Origin of the sequence: Streptomyces sp. NPDC049585, from assembly GCF_040675615.1 — a bacterium.
Lineage (GTDB): Bacteria > Actinomycetota > Actinomycetes > Streptomycetales > Streptomycetaceae > Streptomyces > Streptomyces luteosporeus.
In genome coordinates, this window is record NZ_JBFAPE010000012.1 from 124,894 (window position 1) to 149,730 (window position 24,837).

Genomic DNA, 24,837 nt, shown 5'->3' on the forward strand with positions numbered 1-24,837 from the left:
TCAGTCCCGCGTCTCGGTGGTGGTGCCGTCCATGGCCGCGCGCACCAGGGCGTCGACGTCCATGGCGTCGATCGATTCCTCGTAGGCGCCGGTGGTGCTCTGCTCCGTGGTGTCCTCGCCGGAGGCCGCCATGTCGGCGGCGAGCTTCATCAGGGGTTCGAGGACGCCCGCCTCCCTCAGCCGGGCGAGGGGGACGGAGGCGAGCAGGGCGCGCAGGCCGGCCTGGTCGAGGTCGGCGTCGCCGGCCGTCGTCGCCGTGTCCTCGCCGTCGTCGGGGAGGACGAGCCGCAGGACGTGTTCGGCCAGGTCCACCGGGGTGGGGTGGTCGAAGACGAGCGTGGCGGCCAGCTCCAGGCCGGTGGCGGCGCCGAGCTGGTTGCGCAGCTCGACCGCGGCGAGGGAGTCGAAGCCCAGGTCGCGGAAGGCCCGGTCGGCCCCGACGGCGTCGGCGCCGGGGTGGCCGAGGACGGCCGCGGCCCGTTCACGTACCAGCTGCAGGACGGTCTCGCGGCGGCGGGCGGCGGGCAGGTCCGCCAGGTGCCGGCGCAGGTCGTCGCCGCCGGCGGCGCCGGCTGCTGCGTCCGCCGGCTCCGGGGTGGCCGGGGCGAGGTCGGCGAGCAGCGGGCTGGGCCGTACGGAGGTGAAGGCGGCGGCGAACCGGGTGGGTTCGACGTCGGCGACGACCTGGACCGGCCGGGTGTCGGCGACCGCGTGGCGCAGGGCCTGCGCCGCGAGGGCGGGGTCCAGGGGCCGGACGCCGGTGCGGCGGGCCGCGGCGGCGGCCCGGGGGTCGGCGGCCATGCCGCCGCCGTCCCAGGCGCCCCAGGCGATGGCGGTGGCGGCCAGGCCGTGGGCGCGGCGGTGCTCGGCGAGCGCCTCCAGGACGGCGTTGGCGGCGGCGTAGCCGCCCTGGCCGGGGTTGCCGACGGTGGCGGAGGCCGACGAGAACAGGACGAAGGCCTGCAGGTCGTGCTCGCGCGTCAGGTCGTGCAGGGCGAGGGCGGAGGCGGCCTTGGCCCGGTGGACGGCGTCCAGGCGCTCGGGGGTCAGGCCGTCGACGACGCCGTCGTCGACGATGCCGGCGCTGTGCACGACGGCGGTCAGGGGTGCGTCGGCGGGGATGCCGGCCAGGAGGGCGGCGAGCGCCTCGCGGTCGGTGACGTCGCAGGCGGCGACGGTCACCTTGGCGCCGAGCTCCAGGAGTTCGGCGCGCAGGGCCTCGGCGCCGGGCGCGTCGGGGCCGCGGCGGCTGACGAGGAGCAGGTGCGCGGCGCCGGCCCGGGCCAGGTCGCGGGCCACGTGGGCGCCGAGGGCGCCGGTGCCGCCGGTGACCAGGACGGTGCCGGTGGGCTGCCAAGCGGGGGCGTCGTCGCCGGCGGGCAGGGGGGTCAGCCGCCTGCCGTGGGCGCCGGTGGGCCGGACGGCGATCTGGTCCTCGCCCGCGGGGTCGGCCAGGACGCCGCCGAAGCGGGCGGCGGTGCGCTCGTCGAGGACGGCGGGCAGGTCGATCAGACCGCCCCAGCGCCGGGGGTGTTCGAGGGCGGTGACCCGGCCCAGGCCCCAGACGGCGGCCTGGGCGGTGCCGGGGACGTCCTCGGTCGGGGTGACGGCGACCGCGCCGCGGGTGACGCACCACAGCGGCGCGTCGATCGCGGCGTCGCCCAGGGCCTGGACGAGGACGGCGGTCAGGGCCAGGCCCGCGGGGGCGGCGCCGTCGGCCACCGGGCGGTCGGCGAGGGCGAGCAGCGAGACGACGCCGGTGAACGTGCCGTGGGCGGCGGCGTGGTCGCGCAGGGCCGCGGCGAGTTCGGCGCGTCCGGTGCCGGCGGCCACGCCCAGGCGTACGGCCGCGGCGCCCAGGGGGCGCAGGGCGTCGGCGGCCCAGGGGTCCTCGGCGTGGTCGGCCGGGAGGACGGCGAGCCAGGTGCCGGCCGGGCGGGCGGGCCCGGCCGCCGGGAGCGGCTTCCAGGTGATCTGCTGCCGCCAGCCGTCGATCGTGGCCCGGTCGCTGCTGCGGCGGCGCCAGTCGGCGAGGGCGGGCAGGACCTTGGCGAGGGCCTCGCCGTCGACGTCGAGGGTGGATTCGAGGGCGGTGAGGTCCTGGTCGCGTACGGCGGTCCAGAAGCCCTCGTCCCGGCCGCCCGTGGCGGCGGGGGTGGGGGCCGGCCGGTGGTCGGGCCAGAACCGCTGGTGCTGGAAGGGGTAGGTGGGCAGGTCCACGCGGCGGGCGGCGGGGCCGGCCAGGGCCTCCCAGCGCAGCGGGGCGCCGTCGACGTGGAGCCGGGCCAGGGCGGTCATCAGGGACGTCTGCTCGTCGCGGTCCTTGCGCAGGACGGGGATCGCCGGTGCCGTCGAGCCGTCGGCGTCGAGGGTCTCCCGGGCGAGGGCGCACAGCACCCCGTCGGGGCCGAGTTCGGCGAACGCACTCACGCCGCGGCCGGCGAGGGCGGCGATGCCGGCGCCGAAGCGTACGGCCTCGCGCACGTGGCGCACCCAGTACTCGGGGCTGCGCAGCTCGTCCTCGCTCGCCACGTCGCCGGTGACGTTGGACACGACGGGGATCGTGGGGGCGGCGTAGGTCACGCTGCCGGCCACGCGCCGGAAGTCCTCGAGAATGGCGTCCATGTGCAGCGAGTGAAATGCATGGCTGACCCGCAAACGCCTAGTCTTGCGGCCGTCCGCGGCGAACGCCGCGGCGAGGGCGAGGACGGCGTCCTCGTCGCCGGAGACGACCACGGACTGCGGGCCGTTGACGGCCGCGATGTCCACGCCCTCGGTGAGGGCGGCGAGGACCTCGGCCTCGGTGGCCTGCAGGGCGGCCATGGCACCGCCGGCGGGCAGCGCCCGCATCAGCCGGGCCCGGGCGGCGACGAGGCGGCAGGCGTCCTCCAGGGACAGCACGCCGGCGACGTGGGCGGCCGCGATCTCGCCGATCGAGTGGCCGGCGACGAAGTCCGGGCGCAGCCCGGCGGATTCGGCGAGGCGGAAGAGGGCCACTTCGAGGGCGAACAGCGCGGGCTGGGTGTACCCGGTGTCGTCCAGCAGCGTCCCGGCGTCCGCACTGTCGTCGAACATCACCTCGCGCAGCGGTCGTTCCAGCTCCGCGTCGAAGTGCGCGGTCACCGCGTCGAGTGCCTCGGCGAAGACCGGCTGGCGGGCGTACAGCTGCCGTCCCGTGCCGGGGCGTTGCGAGCCCTGACCGGAGAAGAGGAACGCCAGCTTCCCGCCGCGTGCGGCGGCCGTGCCCCGGACGACGTGGGGCGTGCTGCGCCCGTCGGCGAGCGCCTCGAGACCCTGCAGGAGCTCGGCGCGGTCGCAGGTGACGACGGCTGCGCGGTGCTCGAAGGCCGAGCGGGTGGTGGCCAGCGACAGGGCGAGGTCGGCGGTGGTCAGTTCGGGGCGGGCGGCCGCGTGGGCGTACAGGCGGGCGGCCTGGGCGCGCAGGGCCTGCGGCGTGGCGGCCGACAGCGGTACGGGGACGGTCACCGGCTCGGCGGGAGCCTGCGATGCGGGCTGCTCGACGGGGCGTTCGCCGGTGTCGGGCTGTTCGATGATGACGTGGGCGTTGGTGCCGCTGGCGCCGAAGGCGGAGATGCCGGCCCGGCGCGGGCGGTCGGTCGCGGGCCACTCAGTGCGCTCGGTGAGCAGGCGCACGGCGCCGGCCGTCCAGTCGACGTGCTGCGAGGGCCGGTCGGCGTGCAGCGTACGGGGCAGGACGCCGTGCCGCATCGCCTGGACCATCTTGATGACGCCCGCGACGCCGGCGGCGGCCTGCGTGTGGCCGATGTTGGACTTCAGCGAGCCGAGCAGCAGGGGCCGTTCGGCGGGCCGGTCCTGGCCGTAGGTGGCCAGCAGGGCCTGCGCCTCGATCGGGTCGCCCAGTGTCGTACCGGTGCCGTGCGCCTCGACGGCGTCGACGTCCGCGGCACTCAGGCCGGCGGTGGCCAGGGCCCGGCGGATGACGCGGCGCTGGGAGGGGCCGTTGGGGGCGGTCAGGCCGTTGGAGGCACCGTCCTGGTTGACGGCGGAGCCGCGCAGGACGGCGAGGACCTCATGGCCGTTGCGGCGGGCGTCGGAGAGGCGTTCGAGGACGAGCATGCCCACGCCCTCCGACCAGCCGGTGCCGTCGGCGGCGTCGGAGAACGCCTTGCAGCGGCCGTCCGGGGACAGGGCGCCCATCTCGCCGAACTCCACGAAGTTCACCGGCGTGGACATCACCGTCACTCCGCCCGCGAGGGCGAGGGAGCACTCCCCCGCCCGCAGGGCCTGGGCGGCCAGGTGCAGTGCCACCAGCGAGGAGGAGCAGGCGGTGTCGACGCTGACGGAGGGGCCTTCGAGGCCGAAGGTGTAGGACAGGCGGCCGGAGAGGAGGCTGGCCGACTGGGCGGTCTGGGCGTGGCCGAGCTGGCCGGCCTCCGTCCGGTAGTCGCCGGTGCCGCCGCCGACGAAGACGCCGGTGTCGCCGCCGCGCAGGGCGGCCGGGTCGACGCCGGTGCGCTCCAGCGCCTCCCAGGCGGCCTCCAGGACCAGGCGCTGCTGCGGGTCCATCACCATGGCCTCGCGCGGGGAGATCCCGAAGAAGCCGGGGTCGAAGTCGGCGACGTCGTAGAGGAAGCCGCCCTCCCCGGTGACGCTGCGGCCGCGGCCGTCGCGGTCGCCGCTGCGCAGCCGTGCGAGGTCCCAGCCGCGGTCGGCGGGGAAGGCGCCGATGGCGTCGGTCCCGGCCGTCACCAGCTCCCACAGGTCCTCGGGCGAGCGGACGCCGCCCGGGTAGCGGCAGCTCATGCCGACGATGACGACGGGGTCGTCCGAGGCGGCCGCGGCGTACGGGACGGGGGCGGCGTGCTCGGGGCCGGTGTCGCCGAGGAGTTCGGCCCGCAGGTGGGCGGCGAGGCCCTCGGCCGTGGGGTAGTCGAACACCAGGGTGGCCGGCAGGGTCAGGCCGGTGGCGGTGCCGAGCCGGTTGCGCAGGTCGACGGCGGTCAGCGAGTCGAAGCCGAGGTCGCGGAAGGCCAGGTGCGCGGGCACGGCGTGGGCGTCGGGGAAACCGAGGACGCCGGCCGCCTCGGTGCGGACGATCTCCAGCAGGGCCTCAGCCTGCCCGGCGGCCGCCAGCGGCCGCAGGCGCTCGCGCAGGGCCGCGGCCGTGCCGGCCGTGGCCTCGCCGCCCTCCGGGGCGTCGGCGAGGGCCCGGTGGGCCTCGGGCAGTTCGGCGAACAGCCGGCTGGGACGGGTACGGGTGAAGGCCGGTGCGAAGCGGTCCCACACGACGTCGGCCACGGTCACCGCGGCCTCACCGGTGTCCAGGGACCGGGCGAGGGCGGCGAGCGCCCGCTCGGCGTCCAGCGGCGGCAGGCCGTTGGCCCGCAGGTGGGTGGTCAGGCCGTCGGGGGCGGTGTCCGCCCAGGCGGCCCACGCCACGCTCAGGGCGGGCGTGCCCGCGGCGCGGCGCTGCAGTGCGTGGGCGTCCAGCCAGGCGCCCGCGGCGGCCCCGGCGCCCTGGCCGCTGACGCCCCAGACGGCGGCGATGGAGGAGAACAGGACGTACGCCTGCAGGGTGTGCCCCTCGCCCAGGGCCGCGAGCAGCGCGGCGTCCAGGGCCTCGACGTCCTCGCGAACGGCAACCGGGTCGTGTGCGGCGGTGTTCTCACCGGTGTGCAGCACTGCGGTCAGCGGCAGGTCGGCAGGGAGCGCCGCGAGGGCGGCGACAAGGGGCTCGCGGTCGGTGAGGGGGCAGGTGAGCAGGGTGAGTTCGGTGCCGAGTGCGGCGAGGTCCGTCCGCAGGGCGGCCGCCTCCGGCGCGGTGGCGCCGGTCAGCAGGACGTGCCCGGCCCCGTTGCGGGCGAGCCAGCGGGCGACGTGGCCGGCGAAGCCGGTGACGGCGCCGGTGACGAGCACGGTGCCGGTGGGCTGCCAGGGCGCGGCCTGTGCGTCGGCGGTGGCCCGCACGAGGCGGCGGGCGAAGGCGCCGGAGGGGCGCAGCGCCACCTGGTCCTCGCCGGTGGTGCCGGCCAGGACCGCGCGGAGCCGGTCGGCGGTGCGCCGGTCCACGGTGGCGGGTGCGTCGATCAGGCCGCCCCAGCGGTCGGGGTGTTCGAGGGCGGTGACGCGGCCCAGGCCCCAGACGGCGGCCTGGGTGGCGTCGGTGACCGGTTCGCTGCGGCCGGTGGAGACACCGCCGCGGGTCAGGCACCACAGGGGCGCGTCGATGCCGGCGTCGGCCAGGGCGCGGACGGCGACGTCGGGGCGGGCCGGGCCGTCGAGGGTGCCGCCGGTGGCGAGCAGGGACAGCACGCCGGCGAAGCCGCCGTGGTCCGCGGCGAGAGCCGTCAGGCGTCCGGCGAGGGCCGCCGTGTCGGCGGGGTCGGTCTCGACGAGCACGGCGTCGGTGCCGAGGGCCCCGGTGACCGCGGCCGTCCACGGGTCGTCGGCGGTGCCGGCGGGGAGCAGGGCCAGCCAGGTGCCGGCCGGTGCGGCGGCGGGCGCGGCGGTCAGCGGCTTCCAGGTGACGGTGTAGCGCAGGTGGTCGGCCTCGGCCTGGGCGGTGCGCCGGCGGCGCCAGGCGGACAGGGCGGGGACGAGTGCGGACAGGGAGGTGTCGTCGAGGCCGAGGGCGTCGGCCAGGGCGGGGGTGTCCGCGCGCTCGACCGCGGCCCAGAACTCCGCGTCGGCGGGGTCGGTGCCGGCAGGTGCGGCGGGGGCCTTCTCCGGCCAGTACCACTGGCGCTGGAAGGGGTAGGTGGGCAGGTCGACGCGCCGGGCACCCGTACCGGCGTACCAGGCGGCCCAGTCGACGTCGACGCCGGCGACGTGCAGGTGGGCGAGGGCGATGAGCAGGGCGGTGTCCTCGTCGCGGTCCTTGCGCAGTGCGGGGACGGCGACCGGCTGCTGCTCGGGGTCGAGGGTGAGCTGGGCGAGGGCGGTGAGGGTGCCGTCGGGGCCCAGTTCGAGGAAGGCGGTGGCGCCTTCCGCGGCGAGGGTGCGGATGCCGTCGGCGAAGCGGACGGTCTCGCGCACGTGCCGCACCCAGTACTCGGGCGAGCAGACCAGGCCGGCGTCGGCGAGGCCGCCGGTGACGTTGGAGACCAGCGGGATCCGCGGGGCGGCGTACGTCAGCTGCTCGGCCACCTGCCGGAAGCCGTCGAGCATCGGTTCCATCAGCGCCGAGTGGAAGGCGTGACTGACCTTCAGGCGCCGGGACTTCAGCCCCTCGGCGGCCCGCAGGACGGCGGACTCCTCGCCGGAGATCACCACGGAGGCCGGGCCGTTGACGGCTGCGATGCAGACGCCCTCGGCGAGGCGGGCGGTCATCTCCTCCTCGGTCGCCTGGACGGCGACCATGGCACCGCCGGCGGGCAGCGCGTCCATCAGCCGTGCCCGGGCGGCGACCAGCCGGCAGGCGTCCTCCAGGGACAGCACTCCGGCGACGTGGGCCGCGGCGATCTCACCGACCGAGTGGCCGGCCACGAAGCCGGGGGTGACGCCCCAGGACTCGATCAGCCGGAACAGGGCCACTTCGAGGGCGAACAGGGCGGGCTGGGTGAAGCCCGTCTCGTCGAGGCCGTCCGCCTCGCCGTTCATCACCTGCCGCAGGGGCCGGGTCAGTTCGGGGTCGAGGTGGGCCGTGACCTCGTCCAGGGCCGCGGCGAAGACCGGGTGCCGCTCGTACAGCTCCCGGCCCGCGCCGGCGCGCTGTGCGCCCTGGCCGGAGAAGAGCACCGCCGGTCCGCCGGGGATCTCCCGGGCGATGCCGCGGGCGAGTTCGGTGATCCGCTCGCCGTCGGCGAGCAGGACGGCGCGGTGGGCGAAGGCCGCCCGGCCCGTGGCCAGGGAGTGGCCCACGTCCAGCGGGGACACGCCGGTGAGCGCGGTGATCCGCTCGGCCTGGGCGGCCAGCGCGGCCTCGGTCCGGGCGGAGACGACCCACGGCACGGCGGCCGGTGCGGGGCGCGAGGCGCCCGGTGCCTCGGGCGCGTCGGGGGCCTGTTCGACGATGACGTGGGCGTTGGTGCCGCTCACGCCGAACGCGGAGACGCCCGCCCGGCGCGGGCGGTCGGCCGCCGGCCAGGACCGCTCCTCGGTGACGAGCGCGACACTGCCCGCCGACCAGTCGACGTGCGAGGACGGCGTCCCGGCGTGCAGGGTGCGCGGCACGACGCCCCGGCGCATGGCCAGGATCATCTTGATGACGCCGGCGACACCGGCGGCGGCCTGCGTGTGGCCGAGGTTGGACTTCACCGCGCCGAGCAGCAGCGGCCGCCCGGCCTCGCGGCCTTGCCCGTAGGCGGCCATCAGGGCGTGCGCCTCGATGGGGTCGCCCAGGGTGGTGCCGGTGCCGTGCGCCTCGACGGCGTCGACGTCGGCGGGCCGCAGCCGGCCGTCGGCCAGGGCCTGGCGGATGACCCGCTGCTGGGCGCGCCCGTTGGGCGCGGTCAGGCCGTTGGAGGCGCCGTCCTGGTTGACGGCCGAGCCGCGGATCACCGCGAGGACCTCGTGGCCGTTGCGGCGCGCGTCGGACAGGCGCTCCAGGACGAGCACGCCCACGCCCTCCGACCAGCTGGTGCCGTCGGCGGTGTCCGAGAAGGCCTTGCAGCGGCCGTCGGGGGCCAGGCCGCCCTGCGCCGTGAACTCGGCGAAGGCGTCCGGGCTGGACATGACGGACACGCCGCCGGCGAGCGCGAGCGAGCACTCGCCGGAGCGCAGGGAGGCGGCCGCCATGTGCAGGGCCACCAGGGAGGAGGAACAGGCGGTGTCGACGGTCACCGCGGGGCCCTCCAGGCCCAGGGTGTACGACAGGCGGCCCGACATGACGCTGGCGGTGGTGCCGGTGGCGACGTGGCCGCGCACATCGGCGGTGCCGGTGCGCAGCACGGTGGCGTAGTCCTGGCCGTTGGTGCCGACGAAGACGCCGGTGCGGGAGCCGCGCAGCGAGGTCGGGTCGATGCCGGCGCGCTCGAAGACCTCCCACGTGGTCTCCAGCAGCAGGCGCTGCTGCGGGTCCATGGCCAGGGCCTCGCGCGGCGAGATGCCGAAGAACGTGGCGTCGAAAAGGCCGACGCCGTCGAGGAAGCCGCCTTCGAGGGTGGCCGATCCGCCGCGGGCGAGGTGCTCCAGGTCCCAGCCGCGGTCGGCGGGGAAGGCGCCGATGGCGTCCTCGCCGCGGGCGAGCAGCTGCCAGAGGTCCTCGGGGGAGGCGATGCCGCCGGGGAAGCGGCAGCTCATGCCGACCACGACGACGGGGTCGTCGGCGGTGCCGGTCGCGGCGGCCGGGGCGGGGGCGGCCGCCTCGGGCAGCGTGCCCAGCAGTTCGGCGAGCAGGAAGTCGGCGAGGGCGAGCGGGGTGGGGTAGTCGTAGACGAGGGTCGCCGGCAGGCGCAGGCCGGTGGTGGCGGTGAGGCTGTTGCGCAGTTCGACGATGGTCAGCGAGTCGAAGCCGAGGTCGGTGAAGGGCTGGTCGGCGCCGACGGTCTCGCCGCCGGAGTGGCCGAGGACGGCGGCGACGTGGCCGCGCAGCAGGTCCAGGACGAAGCGGGGCCGGGCGGACTCGGCGAGGCCGGCGAGCTGCGCGCGCAGCGCCCCGGCCGCGTCGCCGGACTGCGGGGCGTGCGCGGTGGCGGCCTGCGGTGCGGCGGGCCGGCGCAGTTCGGGCAGGTCGGCGATCAGCGGGTTCGGGCGGGAGCGGGCGAAGACGCCGGCGTACCGCTCCCAGTCGACGTCCGCGACGGTCACGGCGGTGTCGTCGTGCTCGAGGGCGTGCCGCAGTGCGGTCAGGGCGGTGGCGGGGGCCATGGGCGTGAAGCCGCCGCGCCGTACGCGGGTGTCGACCCCGGCCGCCCCGGCCATGCCGGCCTCGGCCCAGGGGCCCCACGCGAGCGCGGTGGCGGGCAGGCCGAGGGCGCGGCGGTGGGCGGCGAAGGCGTCGAGGAAGGCGTTGGCGGCGGCGTAGTTGCCCTGGCCGGGCGCGCCGAGGGTGCCGGCGGTGGAGGAGAACAGGACGAACGCGGCCAGGTCGTGGTCGTGCGTCAGCTCGTGCAGGACGCGCGTGGCGGTGACCTTGGCGCGCAGGACGGCCGTGAACTTCTGCGGCGTCAGGGCGTCGACGACGCCGTCGTCGACGGTGCCGGCGGTGTGGAAGACGGCGGTGAGCGGGCGGTCTTCGGGCACGGCGGCCAGGACGGCGGCGAGCGCGTCGCGGTCGGCGACGTCGCAGGCGGCGAGGGTCGCCTCGGTGCCGAGCGCGGCCAGTTCGGCGCGCAGTTCGCCGGCTCCGGGGGCGTCGGGGCCGCTGCGGCTGACGAGCAGCAGGTGCTCGGCCCCGTGCTCGGCGAGCCAGCGGGCCACGTGGCCGCCCAGGGCGCCGGTGCCGCCGGTGACCAGCACGGTGCCGGTGGGCGTGTACGGGCGGGCCGGGCGCGCCGGTACGGGGTGGTGGGCCAGGCGTCGGGCGTAGACGGCGGTGCCGCGCAGCGCCAGCTGGTTCTCCTCCCCCGCCCCGGCCAGGACGCCGGTGAAGCGGCGCAGGGTGGCGGCGTCGGGGTCGGCGGGCAGGTCGACGAGCCCGCCGAAGCGCTCGGGGTGTTCGAGGCCGACGACGCGGCCCAGCCCCCAGACGGCGGCCTGGAGCGGCGAGGCGCCGGCCTCGGCGCGCCCGACGGACACGGCGGCACGGGTGGCGCACCACAGCGGCGCGTCGATCCCGGCATCGCCGAGGGCCTGGACGGCGGCGAGGGTGAGGAGCAGCCCGGAGGGCAGGTCGGTGTCCCCGTCGGCGGAGGGTTCCGCGGTGTCGGAGGCGGTCCGGGCGGCGGGCACGCCGTCGGGCAGGTCCGTGGCGCGGATCGGGGTCTCGTCCAGTGCCAGCAGGGACAGCACGCCGCTGATGCCGGCCGGCACCTCGCGCAGGCGGGCCGTGAGCTGCTCGCGGTCGTGTGCGGTGACCTCGATGCGTACCGTTTCGGTGCCCAGGGCGCCGGTGACCGTCTCCGCCCAGGCCCGGTCGGATCCGGTGAGGCCGGCGGGGGTGAGCACCAGCCAGGTGCCGGTCGCGGTGGCGGCGGGCAGGCCGGTCAGCGGCTTCCACGTGATGCGGTAGCGCCAGTCGGCCGCGGCGGTCTCCGTGCGGCGCCGGCGGCGCCAGGAGGACAGGGCGGGCACGACGGTGGTGAGCGTGGCGTCGTCGAGGTCCAGGGAGGCGCCCAGGGCGGGCAGGTCCCGGCGTTCGACGGCGGACCAGAACTCGGCGTCGGCGGCGTCGACCGGGGCCGGGGCCGCCGGGGCGCCGGCCGGGGCCTCGGGCCAGTAGCGGCGGCGCTGGAAGGGGTAGGTGGGCAGGTCGACGCGGCGGGTGCCGGTGCCGGCGAAGACGGCCGCCCAGTCGGGGCGTACGCCGCCGTGGACGTACAGCCGGGCCAGGGCCGCCATGGCGGCCTGCGCCTCGGGCTGGTCGCGGCGCTGGACGGGGACGGCGACGACGGTCGCCGTGTCCTCGCCGGCGCTCTCGGGGACGGTGCCGGTCAGCACGGCGTCGGGGCCGAGTTCGAGGAAGGCGGTCACGCCGTGGTCGGCGAGGTGGCGTACGGCGTCGGCGAAGCGCACGGTGGCGCGGACCTGGCGGGTCCAGTAGGCGGGCGTGGTGAGTTCGCCGGTGACGGCGAGGGTGCCGGTGACGGTGGAGACGATGGGGACGACGGGCTCGCGGTAGGTGACGCCGGCGGCGACGCGGGCGAAGTCGTCGAGCATGGCGTCCATGCGGGGCGAGTGGAAGGCATGGCTGACCGTCAGGCGCCGGGTGCGCCGGCCCTGGTCGGCGAAGTGCGCGGCGACGGCGAGGACGGTGTCCTCGTCACCGGCGATCACGACGGAGCCGGGGGCGTTGACGGCGGCGATGCCGGCCTCTGCCTGCCGCCCGTCGAGCAGGGGCAGGACCTCCTCCTCGGTCGCCTGGACGGCGACCATGGCCCCGCCGCGCGGGAGGGCGGCCATGAGGCGGCCGCGGGCGGCGACGAGGGTGCAGGCGTCCTCCAGGGAGAGCACGCCGGCGACATGGGCTGCGGCGTATTCGCCGATGGAGTGCCCGGCGAGGTAGTCGGGCTTCAGGCCCCACGATGCGGCGAGCCGGTAGAGGGCCACCTCGTGGGCGAAGAGGGCGGGCTGGGTGTAGGCGGTGTCGTCCAGCAGCTCCCCGCCGTCGGCCATGACCTCGCGCAGGGGGCGGTCGAGGTCGAGGTCGAAGCGGGCGAGGACGGCGTCGAGGGCCTCGGCGTAGACCGGGTAGCGCTCGTAGAGCTCCCGGCCCATGCCCGGGCGCTGGCTGCCCTGGCCGGTGAAGAGGAAGGCCAGGCGGCCGCCGGCGGGGCGGCCGGTGAGCAGCGCGGCGTCGGGGGTGCCGGTGTGCAGGGCCGTCAGCGCCCGCAGGAGGGTGTCGTGGTCGGCGGTGACGACGGCGGCGCGGTGGTCGAGGGCCGCACGGGTGGTGGCCAGGGAGCGGGCCAGGTCGGCGGCCGGCAGGGCGGGGTGCTGCCGTACGAGGTCCAGCAGCCGGGCCGCCTGCTCGCGCAGGGCGTCCTCGGTGCGGGCGGACAGCACGAGCGGCACGGCGGCGGGCGGCTGCCCGGTGGCCTCGGTGGTCGCGCTCTCCTCGGCGGGGGCCGGGAGTTCGAGGACGGTGTGGACGTTGGTGCCGCTCAGGCCGAAGGAGGACACGCCGGCGCGGCGCGGGCGGCCGGTCTCGGGCCAGGGCTGTTCCTCGGTCAGCAGCCGGATGGCGCCGGAGGCCCAGTCGACGTGGCTGGAGGGCCGGTCGACGTGCAGGGTGCGCGGGACGGTGCCGTGGCGCATGGCCATGACCATCTTGATGACGCTGGCGACGCCGGAGGCCATCTGGGTGTGGCCGATGTTGGACTTCACCGAGCCGAGCAGCAGGGGCCGTTCGGCGTCCCGGTCCTGGCCGTAGGTGGCCAGCAGGGCCTGGGCCTCGATGGGGTCGCCGAGCTTCGTACCGGTGCCGTGGCCGTCGACGACGTCCACGTCGGCGGCGGTGACGCCCGCGTTGGCCAGTGCCTGGCGGATGACGCGCTGCTGGGAGGGGCCGTTGGGGGCGGTGAGCCCGTTGGAGGCGCCGTCCTGGTTGACGGCCGAGCCGCGCACGACGGCGAGGACCTGGTGGCCGTTACGACGCGCGTCGGAGAGGCGCTCCAGCAGGACAAGGCCGACGCCTTCGGCCAGGCTCATGCCGTCGGCGGCCTCGGCGTACGCCTTGCAGCGGCCGTCGGCGGCCATGGCGCGCTGGCGGCTGAAGCCGACGAAGGCGCTGGGGGTGGCCATGACGGACACGCCGCCGGCGAGGGCGAGGGCGGATTCGCCGTTGCGCAGGGACTGGCAGGCCAGGTGCAGGGCGACCAGGGAGGAGGAGCAGGCGGTGTCGAGGGTGACGGCGGGGCCTTCGAAGCCGAAGGTGTAGGACAGGCGGCCGGACAGGACGCTGGAGATGGTGCCGGTGATCAGGTGGCCCTCGTTGCCCTCGGGGGTGGCGGGGCCGGTGGAGTAGTCCTGGTAGCTGGCGCCGATGAAGGTGCCGGTGCGGCTGCCGCGCAGGGCGGCGGGGTCGATGCCGGCGCGTTCCATCGCCTCCCAGGCGGTCTCCAGCAGCAGACGCTGCTGGGGGTCCATGGCGAGGGCCTCGCGCGGGGAGATGCCGAAGAAGGCGGCGTCGAAGTCGGCGACGTCGTGCAGGAATCCGCCGCGGGTGGAGTAGGTGCGGCCGGGGGCATCGGGGTCGGGGTCGTACAGGCCCTCGGTGTCCCAGCCGCGGTCGGCGGGGAATTCGCCGATGGCGTCGCCGCCTGCGGCGACGAGGTCCCACAGCTGCTCGGGGGAGCCGATGCCGCCGGGGTAGCGGCAGCTCATGCCGACGATGGCGATGGGGTCGTCGTCGGATGCGGCACGGGTGTGGGCGGTGGGGGCGTCGGCATCGGTGCCGGCGATCAGTTCGCGCAGGAAGGCGACGAGGGCGAGCGGGTTGGGGTAGTCGAAGACCATGGTGCTCGGCAGGGCGAGCCCGGTGACGTTCGACAGGCGGTTGCGCAGGTCGACGGCGGTCAGGGAGTCGAAGCCGACCTCGCGGAAGGCGCGCTGCCCGGCGAGGACGTCGGGCGAGGCGTGGCCGAGGACGGCGGCGGCCTCGCCGCGGACGAGGTCGAGCAGGACGCGTTCCTGCTCGACGGCGGGCAGGGCGGCGAGGCGGTTGGCGAACTCGCTGTCGGAGCCGGTGGCGGTGGCGCTCTCCTGCTCCAGGCGGGCGACGTCGGGGACGTCCTCGAAGAGGCGGGTGGGGCGCCCGGAGGTGAAGACGGGGTGGTAGCGCTCCCAGTCGACGTCGGCGACCGAGAGCACGGCCTCCTGGTCGTCGAGGGCCTGGCGCAGGCCGGTCAGGGCGGCCTGCGGGTCCATGAAGACCAGGCCGCTGCGGCGGATGGCGCCGGGGTCGACGCGGCCGAGCTTCAGGTCGTCCGCCCAGATGCCCCAGGAGACGGAGGTGGCGCGGGCGCCGCGGGCACGGCGGTGCTCGGCGAGCGCGTTGAGGTAGGCGTTGCCGGCGACGTAGGCGGCGTGGCGGCCGCTGCCCCACATGCCGGCGGTGGAGGAGTAGAGGACGAAGGCGTCGAGCTCGTCCTCGTCCAGGAGTTCGTCGAGCAGTTCGTCCAGGTGGCGGGCGCCGGTGACCTTGGCGTCCACGACCTTGGCGAAGGCCTCCAGGCTCGTCTCCTCCAGGGTGGCGAGCTCGATGACGGCGGCGGTGTGCACGACGGTGCGCAGCATGTGCCCGTCGGCCTTCAGGCCGGTCAGCAGGGCGGCGAGGGCGTCGCGGTCGGTCAGGTCGCAGGCGGCGTGGACGGCGGTGCAGCCGAGCTCGGCGAGTTCGCCGACGAGGTCGCCGGCGCCGGGGGCGTCGGCGCCGCGGCGGCTGACGAGCACGATGTGCTGCGCTCCCTGCCGGGCGAGCCAGCGGGCCAGGTGCGGGGCGAGGGTGCCGGTGCCGCCGGTGATGAGCGTGGTGCCGCGCGGGGTCCAGGTGCCGGCGGAACCGGTGCGGGCGGCCGCGGCACGCACGATACGGCGGGCGAGGACGCCGGAGGGGCGCACGGCGAGCTGGTCCTCGCCGGTGGCGCCGGTCAAGGCGGCGGCCAGGCGTTCGCCGGCCCGGCGGTCGAGATGTTCGGGCAGGTCGACGACGCCGCCGACACGGTGGGGGTGTTCGAGGGCGGCGGTCCAGGTCAGGCCGTGGAGCTGGGCCTGGCCGGGGCGGGTGGGCCGGTCGGCGCGCCCGGTGGAGACGGCGCCGCGGGTCAGCGCCCACAGGGGTGCGTCGGTGCCGGTGTCGCCGAGGGCCTGGATCAGGGCGACGCTCAGGGCGAGGCCGCGGGTCAGGGCCGGGTGGCTCGCGCAGGTGCTCTCGTCGTCGGCGAGCAGGGAGACCACGCCCGCGGGGGCGTCGTCGAGGGCGAGGGCCGTCAGGCGCTCGGCGAGGACGGCGCGGTCCAGGCAGGCGTCGTCGAGGACGAGGGGGTGGACGTGGGCGCCGTGGGCGGTCAGGGCCTCGGTGACGTCGCCGGCGTCGGTGGCCTCGGTGGTGACGAGCAGCCAGGTGCCGGTCAGGGTCGCGGCGGGCAGGCCGGTCAGGGGCTTCCAGGTGGCGCGGTAGCGCCAGGAGTCGACGGCGGACTCCTCGCGGCGGCGCTTGCGCCACTGCGACAGGGCGGGCAGGACGGGGGCCAGGGCGGCGCCGTCGAGGTGCAGCCGGGAGGCGAGGGCGTCGACGTCCTCGTCCTCGACGGCGGCCCAGAAGTCGCCGTCGGCCGCCTCGCCGTCGGCGGTCGCGGTGCGCTGGGCGGGGACGGCCCACAGGTGTTCGCGCTGGAAGGGGTAGGTGGGCAGCGCGACGGGGCGGGCGCCGGTGCCGTCGAGGAGGCGGGCGAGGCCGGTGCGCACGCCGCGGACGAAGGCCTCGGCGAGGGAGGCGAGGAAGCGGTCGGTGCCGTCCTGTTCGCGGCGCAGGGTGCCGAGGGCGACGGCGGGGGTGCCGGCGGCCTCGGCGGTCTCCTGGACGGCCATGGTCAGCACCGGGTGGGAGCTGACCTCGACGAACGCGCGGTGCCCGCTGGCGAGCAGGGTGCGCACGGCCGGCTCGAACTCCACGGTCCGGCGCAGGTTGCGGTACCAGTAGGCGGCATCCAGCGGGGTGTCGTCGTCGAGGAGTTCGCCGGTGACGGTGGACAGGAAGGGCACCTGGGCCGGGCGCGGGTCGAGGGGGGCGAGGTCGGCGAGGAGCTCGTCGTGCAGCAGCTCGACCTGGGCGGAGTGGGAGCCGTAGTCGACGGGGATGCGCTTGGCCCGCACGTCCTGGGCGACGAGTGCGGCCTGGAGGGCGTCCAGCGGCGCCACGGGCCCGGAGACGACGACGGAGCGGGGGCCGTTGACGGCGGCGACGGCCAGGCCCTCGCCGTGGGCGGCCAGGCGCTCGCGCACCTCGGCGACGGGCAGGGGCACGGAGAGCATGCCGCCGGAGCCGGCCAGGACACGGCCGATGGCCCGACTGCGCAGGGCCACGACGCGGGCGCCGTCCTGCAGGGACAGCGCGCCGGCGACGACGGCCGCGGCGATCTCGCCCTGGGAGTGGCCGACGACGGCGTCGGGGGTGACGCCGTGGGCGCGCCACAGGGCGGCGAGGGAGACCATGACGGCCCAGGAGGCGGGCTGGACGACGTCGACGCGCTCCAGGCCGGGCGCCCCCTCGCTCTGCCGCAGGACGTCGGTCAGGGACCAGTCGACGTACGGGGCGAGGGCGGCGGCGCACTCGGCGATGCGCTCGGCGAAGACGGGCGACTCGGCGAGCAGCCGGGCGCCCATGCCGGCCCACTGGGAGCCCTGGCCGGGGAAGACGAAGACGGTCCTGCCGTCGATGTCGGCGGTGCCCTGGACGAGGCCGGGCGCGGAGCGGCCCTCGGCGAGGGCGGCCAGGCCCTCGGGGTGCGGCTCGTCGCCGGTGACGAGGACGACGGCGCGGTGGTCGAAGAGGGTGCGGGCGGTGATCAGGGTGTGGGCGACGTCGAGGGCACGGACCTCGCCGACGGTCTTCAGGTGGTCGGCCAGCCCTGCGGCCCGGGCCCGCAGGGCGCCGGGCGTACGGGCGGAGAGCACCCACGGCACGGTGGCCGGGGGCGCCACGGCGGGGGCCGGGGCCGGCCCGGGGCGGGGGGCCTCCTCCAGGACGGCGTGGGCGTTGGTGCCGCTGATGCCGAAGGAGGAGACGGCGCAGCGGCGGGGCCGCTCGCCGGGGGCCCAGTCGGTGTCCTCGTGCAGCAGGGCGACGGTGCCGGGGCTCCAGTCGACGTGCGAGGAGGGGGTGGCGGCGTGCAGGGTGCGCGGCAGGGTGCCGTGGCGCAGGGCCATGACCATCTTGATGACGCCGGCGACGCCGGCGGCCGACTGGGTGTGGCCGATGTTGGACTTCACGGAGCCGAGCAGCAGGGGTCGCCCGGGGTCGCGGTCCTTGCCGTAGGTGGCGTGCAGGGCCTGGGCCTCGATGGGGTCGCCGAGGGCGGTGCCGGTGCCGTGGGCCTCGACGGCGTCGACGTCGGCCGGCTGGAGGCCGGCGTTGGCGAGGGCCTGGCGGATGACGCGCTGCTGGGCGGGGCCGTTGGGGGCGGTCAGGCCGTTGGAGGCGCCGTCCTGGTTGATGGCGGAGCCGCGGACGACGGCGAGGATCTGGTGGCCGTTGCGGCGGGCGTCGGAGAGGCGTTCGAGGACGAGGATGCCGACGCCCTCGGCGAGGGTCATGCCGTCGGCGCCGTCGGAGAAGGCCTTGCAGCGGCCGTCGCCGGCCAGGGCGCGCTGCTTGCTGAAGGCGATGAAGGGCGCGGGGGTGGTCATGACGGTGGCGCCGCCGGCGAGGGCGAGGGCGGATTCGCCGTTGCGCAGGGACTGGCAGGCCAGGTGCAGGGCGACCAGGGAGGAGGAGCAGGCGGTGTCGACGGTGACGGCCGGGCCCTGCAGGCCGAAGAGGTAGGCCAGGCGGCCGGACAGGACGCTGGGGCTGGTGCCGGTGACGGCGTGGCCGGCGGCGGTGCCGTCGTCGAGGCCGAGTCCGTACTCCTGGTAGGTGGAGCCGATGAAGGTGCCCGTGGCGCTGCCGTGGACGGTCGCCGGGTCGATGCCGGCCTGTTCGAACGCCTCCCAGGTGGTCTCCAGCAGCAGGCGCTGCTGGGGGTCCATGGACAGGGCCTCGCGCGGGGAGATGCCGAAGAAGCCGGCGTCGAACTCGCCCGCGTCGTGCAGGAATCCGCCCTGGGTGGAGTAGCTGGTCCCGGGGTGGTCGGGGTCGGGGTGGTAGAGGCCCTCGGTGTCCCAGCCGCGGCTGGTGGGGAAGTCGCTGATGGCATCCGTGCCGTCGGCGACCATCTGCCAGAACTGCTCGGCGGAGCGCACCCCGCCGGGGAAGCGGCAGCTCATGCCGACGATGGCGATGGGCTCGTCGAAGCCGACCGCCGCGGCCGCGGCGGGGGCGGCGGGGCCGTCGGCGGCGCCGAGGAGTTCGGCGCGCAGGAACCGGGCCAGGGCGACGGGGGTGGGGTAGTCGAAGACCATCGTGGCGGGCAGCGGCAGGCCGGTGAGGTCGGCCAGGCGGCCCCGCAGCTCGACGGCGGTCAGCGAGTCGAAGCCGGCCTCGCGGAAGGCCCGCCGCTCGGCGACGCCCTCGGCGGAGGCGTGGCCGAGGACGACGGCGGCCTCGGCGCGCACGAGGTCGGTCAGCAGGCGCTCCTGCTCGGCGTCGTCCAGGCCGCGCAGCCGGCCGGCGAACTCCGGTGCGGCGCCGCCGGCGGCGTCCCGACCGGCGGCGAGGGCCGCCACGTCGGGGAGTTCGTCGAAGAAGGCGGTGGGCCGTACGGAGGTGAAGACGGGGTGGTAGCGCTCCCAGTCGACGTCGACGACGGTGACGGTCACGTCCTGCTGGACGACGGCGCGGCGCAGTTCGGCCAGGGCGCTGCCGGGGGCGAGGAAGCGCAGGCCGCCGGCCCGGAGCCGGTCGGCGACGGCCTCGTGGGTGGCCATGCCGGCCTCGGCCCAGGGGCCCCAGGCCAGCGAGGTGGCGGCCAGGCCGCGGGCGCGGCGGTGCTCCGCCAGGGCGTCGAGGTAGGCGTTGGCGGCGCCGTAGGCGCTCTGTCCGGCGCTGCCCCACACGCCGGCAATGGAGGAGAACAGGACGAAGAAGTCCAGGTCGCGCTCGCCCAGGAGGGCGTCGAGGTGGGCGGCGCCGAGCAGTTTGGCGCTCATGGTGGCGGCCGCCTCGGCCGGGGTGGTGGCGGCCAGCGGCGCGGCCTGGCCGACGCCGGCGGCGTGGACGACGCCGGTGAGGTCGTCGATGCCGGCCAGCAGGGCGGTGAGGGCCTCGCGGTCGGCGATGTCGCAGGCGGCGAGGGTGACGCGGGCGCCGAGGGCCTCGAGTTCGGTGACGAGGTCGGCGGCGCCGGGGGTGTCGGGGCCGCGGCGGCCGGCGAGGACGAGGTGGGCGGCTCCGCTGCGGGCGAGCCAGCGGGCCACGTCGGCGCCGAGGGCGCCGGTGCCGCCGGTGATCAGGACGGTGCCGGAGGCGGTGAAGGCGCCGGCCGGGGGCAGGTCGGCGAGCGGGTGGCGTACCAGGCGGCGGGCGAGGGCTCCGCCGGGGCGCAGGGCGAGCTGGTCCTCGCCGCCGTCGGCGGCGAGCGCGCTCGCGAGCTGCTGGGTGGCGGGGGCGGTGAGGGCCTGCGGCAGGTCGATCAGGCCGCCGCGGCGGTGCGGGGATTCGAGGGCGGCCACCCGGCCCAGGCCCCAGGCGGCGGCCTGCAGCGGGGCGGTGAGCGGGTCGGCGGGGCCGGTGGTGACGGCGCCGCGGGTCAGCGTCCACAGCGGGGCGGCAAGGCCCGCGTCGTCGAGGGCCTGGTGCAGCAGGATGCTCGCGGTGAGCCCGGTGGGCAGGGCGTCGCCGGGCTCGTGGCCGGGCCGGTCGGCGAGCGGGAGCAGGGAGACGATGCCGGCGGCGTGCGGGAACTGTGCGAGCTGTTCGGCGAGTGCCGCGCGGTCGGTGCCGTCGACGAGGAGCTGTGCGAACCGGGCGCCGTGGCCGCGGAGGGCGTCGAGGATCTCCTCGGTCTCCTGAGCGAGGTCCTCGGTGGTGACGAGGAGCCAGGTGCCCTCCAGGACGGGTGCGGCGGTGGCGCGGGCGGGCTGCCAGCGCACGCGGTAGCGGGTGGAGTCCAGCAGGGCCTTCTCCTGCCGCTGCTGGCGCCAGGAGGACAGGGCCGGCAGCAGGGCGTAGAGGGAGGCGTGCTGTTCGTCGCGCAGGCCGAGGAGGCCGGCGAGCTCGCCGGCGTCGCCGCGTTCGACCGCGCCCCACAGAGCGGCGTCGGCCGGATCGGCGACGGGCGCGGTGGCGTGGTCGGGGGCGGTGTCGGGCCAGTAGCGCTCGTGCTGGAACGCGTACGTCGGAAGGTCTGTGGTACGGGCGCCGGTGGGCGCGAAGTAGGCGGCCCAGTCCACGGGCGTGCCGCGCACGTGCAGGCGGGCGAGGGCGGTAGTCACGGCCCGTTCCTCGTCGCGGTCGGTGCGCAGCAGCGGCACGAGGTCGGTGCCGGGCTCGTCGGCCAGGGTGTCCTGGGCGAGGGCGGTGAGGGTGCCGTCGGGGCCGAGTTCGGCGAAGGCGGCCGCGGTGGCGCGGGCGGTGCGCACGGCGTCGGCGAAGCGGACGGTGCCGCGGGCGTGGGCGACCCAGTAGGCGGCGGTGCGCAGGTCGTCGCCGGTGGCGGTGCGGCCGGTGAGGGTGGAGACGACGGGGACGGTCAAGGGCGCGTAGGTGAGGGTCTCGGCGACGCGGCGGAACTCCTCGAGCATGGGGTCCATGAGCGGGGAGTGGAAGGCGTGGCTGACGCGCAGGCGGCGGGTCTTGCGGCCCTGTGCGGCGAAGGCGGCGGCGATCTCCTCGGTGGCGGCCTCCTCGCCGGCGATGACGACGGCGGTGGGGCCGTTGACGGCGGCGAGGGAGACCTCGTGCTCACGGCCGGCGAGGAGGGGGGCGACCTCGTCCTCGGTGGCCTGCAGGGAGATCATGGCGCCGCCGGAGGGCAGGGCCTGCATCAGGTGGGCGCGGGCGGCGACGAGTCGGGCGGCGTCGGGCAGGGAGAGCACGCCGGCGACGTGGGCGGCGGCGATCTCGCCGACGGAGTGGCCGAGCAGGACGGCCGGGCGCAGGCCCCAGGAGGCCAGCAGCCGGTGGAGGGCGACTTCGAGGGCGAAGAGGGCGGGCTGGGTGAGGCCGGTGTGCTGCAGCAGCTCCGCCTCGGGGCTGTCGCCGTCGGCGAACAGCACGTCCTTCAGCGGCCGGCCGAGCAGCGGGTCGAGGACGGCGGTGACCTCGTCGAGGGCCTCGGCGAAGGCGGGGAAGCGGGCGTACAGGTCGCGGCCGGCGCCGGGGCGCTGGGAGCCCTGGCCGGCGAACATCAGGGCGAGAGCGGTACCGGTGCCGCTCTCGCCCTCCACCAGTGCGGCGTCGGGCCGGTCGGTGGCGAGGGCGGTCAGGGCGCGCAGCAGCTCCTCGCGGTCGCCCACGACGACGGCGCGCTGGTCGAAGGCCGAGCGGGTGGTGGCCAGGGCGAGACCGGCGTCGGCCGCGTCGAGCGCGGGGCGGGCGGTGGCGAAGGCGTGCAGGCGTGCGGCCTGGTCGCGCAGGGCGGAGCGGCTCTTGGCGGAGAGGACCCACGGCACGACGGCGGGCCGCTGCGTGGCCGCGGCGGCCGGCTCGGCGGTGGCCGGGGGTTCTTCCAGGATGAGGTGGGCGTTGGTGCCGGAGATGCCGAAGGAGGACACGCCGGCGCGGCGCGGGCGGCCCGCCCGCGGCCAGGGGGTCTCCTCGGTGAGCAGGCGGACGGCCCCGGCCTCCCAGTCGACGTGCTGGGAGGGCCGACCGGCGTGCAGCGTGGGCGGCAGGGCCTCGTGCTGCATCGCCATGACCATCTTGATGACACCCGCGACACCGGCGGCGGCCTGGGTGTGGCCGATGTTGGACTTCACCGAGCCGAGCAGCAGCGGCCGTTCGGCGTCCCGGTCCTGACCGTAGGTGGCGAGCAGGGCCTGGGCCTCGATCGGGTCGCCCAGGGTGGTGCCCGTGCCGTGGCCCTCGACGGCGTCGACATCGGCCGTGGTCAGGCCGGCACCGGCCAGGGCCTGGCGGATCACCCGCTGCTGGGACGGGCCGTTGGGCGCGGTCAGCCCGTTGGAGGCACCGTCCTGGTTGACCGCCGAGCCACGGACCACGGCGAGGACGCGGTGGCCGTTGCGGCGGGCGTCGGAGAGCCGTTCGAGAACGAGCATGCCCACGCCCTCACCCCAGCCGACGCCGTCGGCGGAGTCTGCGAACGCCTTGCACCGGCCGTCCGGGGACAGGCCGCGCTGGCGGGAGAACTCGATCAGGGAGGTCGGGGTCGACATCACCGTCACGCCGCCGGCGAGGGCCAGCGTGCACTCCCCCGACCGCAGGGCGTGCATCGCCCAGTGCAGGGCGACCAGCGAGGAGGAGCAGGCGGTGTCGACGGTGACGGCCGGACCCTCCAGGCCCAGGGTGTAGGCGACGCGGCCGGAGGCGATGCTGGGCGAGGTGCCGCTGCCCTGGTGGCCCTCGAAGCGGCCGCCGGTGAGAGTGGCCGCGTAGTCGTTGTACATCACGCCGGCGAACACGCCGGTCTGGCTGCCGCGCAGGGACACCGGGTCGATGCCGGCGCGCTCGATCGCCTCCCAGGACGCCTCCAGCAGCAGGCGCTGCTGGGCGTCGGTGGCCAGGGCCTCGCGGGGGCTCATGCCGAAGAAGGCGGGGTCGAACTCGGCGGCGTCGTGCAGGAATCCGCCGAAGCGGGTGTAGGTGGTGCCCAGGTGGTCGGGGTCGGGGTGGTAGAGGTTCTCCAGGTCCCAGCCGCGGTCGGCGGGCAGGCCGGTGATGGCGTCGGTGCCCTCGGCCACCAGGCGCCACAGGTCCTCGGGGGAGGCGACGCCGCCGGGGTAGCGGCAGCTCATGCCGACGATGACGACGGGGTCCCGGTCGTCGGCGGCGGCGCGCGGGGCGGGGGCCGGCCCGTCGGCCCCGTCGCCCGTGAGCTCCGCGAGGAGGTGGGTGGCCAGGGCGGTGACGTTGGGGTGGTCGAAGACGAGGGTGGCCGGGGTGCGCAGGCCGGTGACGGTGCCGATGCGGTTGCGCATCTCGACGGCGGTCAGCGAGTCGAAGCCCAGGTCCTGGAAGGGGCGGGCCGGGTCGATCTCGCCGGGGTCGGTGTGGCCGAGGACGGCGGCGACCTGGGCGCGGACGAGGTCGGTCACGAAGCGCAGGCGCTCGGGCGCCTCCAGGCGGGCCAGGCGCTGGGCGAGGTCCACGGCGGTCTCGGTGCCGGAGACGGCGCTGCGGCGCACCGGGGTACGGATCAGGCCGCGCAGCAGCGGGGGCACCTCGCCCTGCAGGCGCAGGACGGACAGGTCCAGGCGCACGGGCAGCAGGACGGGGGTGCGGGCGGCGAGGGCGGCGTCGAAGAGGGCGAGGCCCTGCTCCTCGGTGAGGGCGGGCGTGCCCCGGCGGGCCAGGCGCTCGAGCGCGTCGTCGCCCATGGCGCCGGTCATGCCGGCGCCGGCGGGCGCCCAGGGGCCCCAGCCGAGGGAGAGGGCGGGCAGGCCGGCGGCGTGCCGGTGGGCGGCGAGGGCGTCGAGGAAGGCGTTGGCGGCGGCGTAGTTGCCCTGGCCGGGGGCGCCGACGGTGCCGGAGAAGGAGGACAGGACGACGAAGGCGGCGAGGCCGGCCTCGCGGGTGGCCTGGTGCAGGTGCCAGACGGCGTCGGCCTTGGGCCGCAGGACGGCGGCGAGCCGGTCGGGAGTCAGGGCCTCCACGACGCCGTCATCGAGGACGCCGGCGGCGTGCACAACGGCGGTGAGCGGGTGGGCTGCGGGCACGGCGGCCAGGAGCCGGTCGACGGCGGTGCGGTCGGCGAGGTCGCAGGCCTCGACGGTGACCTGGGCGCCGAGCTCCAGGAGTTCGGTGCGCAGGGCGTCGGCGCCGGGCGCATCGGCGCCCCGGCGGCCGGCCAGCAGCAGGTGGCGTACGCCGTGCCCGGCGACCAGGTGCCGGGCCAGGGCGCGGCCGAGCTGGCCGGTGCCGCCGGTGAGCAGGACGGTGCCGTCGGGGTTCCAGGCGGGGGCGTCGGCGGCGAGCGGGGTGGTGGCGCGGGCCAGGCGGGCGGCGAGCAGGGTGGTGCCGCGGACGGCACTCTGCGGCTCGTCGGTGGTCAGCGCCGCCGCGGGCGGGGCCGTGGTGGGGTCGGCGGGGTCGAGGTCCAGCAGCCGGAAGCGGCCGGGGTGTTCGCTCTGTGCCGAGCGCACCAGGCCCCACACGGCGGCGGCCGCCGGGTCGGTCGCGCTGCGGCCGCCGGCGGTGACGGCGCCGCGGGTGACGAACACGAGCCGGGCGTCGGCGGGGCGTTCCCGGCCGAGCCAGGCCTGCAGGTGGGCGAGGGCGCCGGTGGTCAGGGCGCGGGCCGAGGCGGCGGCGTCGTCGCCGTCGGCGGCGGCGAGCGGTACGAGGACGAGGTCGGGGGTGTCGCCGTCGAGGGTGGCGAGGGTGGGTGCCCCGAGGGCGGCGGCGAGGTCGAGGGTGTCGGGGCCGAGGACGGCGACGTCGGCGGGCCGGGTGCGGGAGGTGCTCTCGCGCGCGGGGGTCCAGCGCAGTTCGAACAGCGCGTCGCGTACGAGCGGGTCGCCGGCGGTCGCGGTGCCGGG

General features: G+C 77.0%; 1 protein-coding gene (only partly in view). It reads right to left on the reverse strand.

The window, feature by feature from the left end; all coding sequences use genetic code 11:
- On the reverse strand, nt 1-24,837 hold the 3' portion of the coding sequence (locus AB0K17_RS15520) for a type I polyketide synthase (RefSeq protein ID WP_365983218.1). Its footprint extends 3,579 nt past the window's final position; 24,837 of the gene's 28,416 nt are visible here — the last part of the coding sequence; its start codon lies beyond the right edge, outside the window — the gene reads right to left on this strand; it ends in the stop codon at nt 1-3.